Annotated in this window: 4 protein-coding genes and 1 pseudogene; 4 read left to right on the top strand and 1 reads right to left on the bottom strand. The window is 46.7% G+C overall.

Features of this window, described 5'->3' with window-relative positions:
- Window positions 1-93 precede the first annotated feature (93 nt).
- The 4 genes and pseudogenes from F9C28_RS19825 to F9C28_RS19810 form a co-directional block, all read left to right on the top strand.
- Window positions 94-714 (top strand): annotated as a pseudogene (locus F9C28_RS19825) (baseplate J/gp47 family protein); the annotation flags it as partial.
- The gene (locus F9C28_RS19820) at window positions 711-1,304 is read left to right on the top strand and encodes a YmfQ family protein (RefSeq protein WP_199016957.1); all 594 of its coding nucleotides are present in this window, start codon (window positions 711-713) and stop codon (window positions 1,302-1,304) included. The pseudogene F9C28_RS19825 and the gene F9C28_RS19820, both read left to right, overlap by 4 nt.
- 43 nt (window positions 1,305-1,347) lie before the next feature.
- On the top strand, window positions 1,348-2,376 hold the full coding sequence (locus F9C28_RS20545) for a hypothetical protein (protein WP_408641545.1): 1,029 nt from the start codon (window positions 1,348-1,350) through the stop codon (window positions 2,374-2,376).
- The gene (locus F9C28_RS19810; protein WP_134411893.1) at window positions 2,373-2,552 is read left to right on the top strand and encodes a hypothetical protein; all 180 of its coding nucleotides are present in this window, start codon (window positions 2,373-2,375) and stop codon (window positions 2,550-2,552) included. Before F9C28_RS20545 ends, F9C28_RS19810 begins: the two co-directional genes overlap by 4 nt.
- 12 nt (window positions 2,553-2,564) lie before the next feature.
- Here F9C28_RS19810 and F9C28_RS20295 read toward each other — a convergent pair.
- On the bottom strand, window positions 2,565-2,846 hold a 282-nt coding region (locus F9C28_RS20295; RefSeq protein WP_233149202.1), incomplete at its 5' end, for a hypothetical protein.

Here is a 2,846-nt window from a genome sequence, read left to right as displayed (position 1 = left end):
TGACGAAAGCAGGTATGCCTGAAAGTGTGCGTATTGCCTGAAAACACAACCCGCTACGGGGGAGACTTACCCGAAATCTGATTTATTCAACAAAGCCTAGAAGCGGCTATAGGTGGAGCTGATATTGAGGATGAAGAGGCTTTCCGGAGTCGCGGCCTGCTCTCATGGCAAGAGCCTCCACAGGGGGGAAGTGATACCGATTATAAAAAATGGGCTTTGGAGGTCTCTGGAGTCACACGAGCCTGGGTAAAGCGCAGGCTTAATGGTGTAGGCACGGTTGGTGTTTACATCATGTGTGACGGTAATCTTAATGACGGCTTCCCTGTTGGAACTGATGGGATATCAAAGCTTGAGGACTGGGGGGCAGTGAAGGCATCCGGTGATCAGCTATCTGTTGCTGATCATATTTATCCACTCCAGACCGATACTGCAATTGTTTTTGTTTGTTCGCCTATTAGAAAGACTATTGATTTTGAAATAGCAGGTATAAAGGATGCTGATAGCACTGTTGTCAGTAATATTAAAAACGCTATAACCACTCTATTTTTTGATGAGTCTAATCCGGATGGGACCGGGAAAATTGACTTGTCTGATATTAATAAAAGCATAAGTAATGTAGACGGAACGAAGGGCTATATTCTTAATAGCCCATCGTCAAACATCACTTTTAGTATTGGAGAAATTCCGCTGCTGGGTGAGGTGGATTTTGTATGAGCCTTTATTCACAAAATGATTATGCTTCCGCGCTTAGTGCTCTATTACCACGTGGTCGGGCATGGCCTCGCGCATCTGACACGGTCCAGGCAGCAGTATTACGGGCTTTAGGCAGCTCATACCAGCGATCTGACAACGACGCTGATAATCTCATTAAAGGAGCATTCCCGGCGACAGCGACAAGTATGCTTTCAGAATGGGAAAGTACGCTGGGATTGCCTGATGACTGTGCAATTGGTGAAATCGGTGGTATCAGCGATAGGCAGCGTTCTGTTGTATCTAAGCTGATAAGTAATGGTGGCTTGAATAGAGACTATTACATTAGGGTTGCTGCAGCGCTCAGTTATACCATTACGATCACCCAGTTTCGACCAGCTATGAGTGGAATGTCAGTATGTGGTGATGCGCTGAATGGTGATGAATGGCCTTTTACCTGGAGGATTAATGCACCAGAGACAACAATCAAATACACCTTGGCCGGTTCTTCGTATTGCGGTGATCCATTAGCTTCTTGGGGTAATAAGCAGCTCGAATGTGCAATAAATAAGATCGCACCATCCCATCTAAATCTTATTTTTAGTTATTCATAACTCCTTATTTTAATTTTTTATCACTTACTAGTGAGGGTTCGTCATGCTCAGAATCGGGCAGGTTGAGTCGTCTGCAACCGCAGACGGAAAATATACAGACGGTAGCGTTGCTGGTGGAATCGCAGCGACACGCCTCCGGGCGGCTGCTTTTAATGCCATTCAGGAAGAATTGGCTAACATCGTAGAGTCGGCAGGAATGACCCTTGATCCTGATGATGTGACTCAGGTTCTCGCCGCCTTAAAAAATCAGTTTCTCAGCCGTGTTAACCCATTTGCTGACATTAAAGCTGATGGTTCAGCAGCGGTGGCGGCAGCTCTCTCAAACCTTGGTTTGGGAGGAGGCTTAACTGGGGTCATCGGCCAGGCAAGAAATCTGGCGATGTCGCTGGCGACGGCGGGAACTACAGCGACGTGGACGGCGGATGAACTAATCACAGAAACGGCTCTGGGGGGAACGCAGTACCGGAATAACAGCCTTAGCCTGACTGTCAACCTGGCAATCGTGGGTGCTGGCGGCGTTGATGTCGCGGGAACTGTACCAACTAATGGCTTCATGGCGATTTATGCTATCTCCGGGCCGGGAAAAACAACATCGGCACTGGGATGGAATGCAACCAGCAGCAAGGCTCCGGAAACGTATTCTGGCACTGCGATGCCTGCTGGTTATACAGCCAGTGCACTGATATCAGTCTGGCGAATAGCAAACGGGCAGTTTGTGCCTGGCTATCAGCTCGCCCGTAAAATATATATACCCAAGGTTGCAGTTCTGACACTCACCGCTAATGTTGCATCTTATACAGCGCTCTCAGTTTCCGGCATTATCCCGCTCAATGCCAAGACAATGGGCGGATGTGCAAACGTCAACCCGAGTACTTCTGCGTCAAACAACTACTTTTTTGTCTCCGGTTCTGCTTCGGAAATCGGGGCGCAATTCAGTGGAACAAATAACAGCGGCGTGATGACGCCATTTGCTGATATTCCATTAATTACACCCCAGACACTTTATTACATCATGGTTTCCACGGGGACCATGACAACCAGTTATATCTATGCGACGGAGTATGAAATATGACGGTCTATGTTCAATTTTCCGACAGCACAAAAACCAAAATTATTGCTGTATTTGGTTCACCACAAGTGCCGGAGAACTATTCTAACTATGCGGAAATAGAAGAGAGTGATACGACACTTTACCCGGTCTATGAATCGTTTATGACCAGTGCTAAGAACCCATTTTTGGTAAGTTAATAGACGATATATTCATACGGGGAGAAACTTAGCGATCTCAGGTGACACGGAGGCAACGGAGGCTACAAAGGCCTTATAACTGTCGTCTTCAGTGTCAACCTCTCCCTGGTTAGGGTAGGTAGTTTCATCCTGTTTTCCCGCAAATACCGAGATAATTTTATCTTTGCTTTCGTCAGAAAATTGCACGCATACTTTTGACGGCTTTGTTGAATAAATCGAACTTTTAGCCGAAATTAGGATCAGATCACCACACTCCTGACCCTGTAGCGACATCCTGTGACAAAGCAAAAGTTC

Origin of the sequence: Shimwellia pseudoproteus, from assembly GCF_016415625.1 — a bacterium.
Classification (GTDB): Bacteria; Pseudomonadota; Gammaproteobacteria; order Enterobacterales; family Enterobacteriaceae; genus Shimwellia; species Shimwellia pseudoproteus.
The sequence above is the reverse complement of the archived record's forward strand: the minus strand, read 5'-3'. Positions and strand labels throughout refer to the sequence as shown.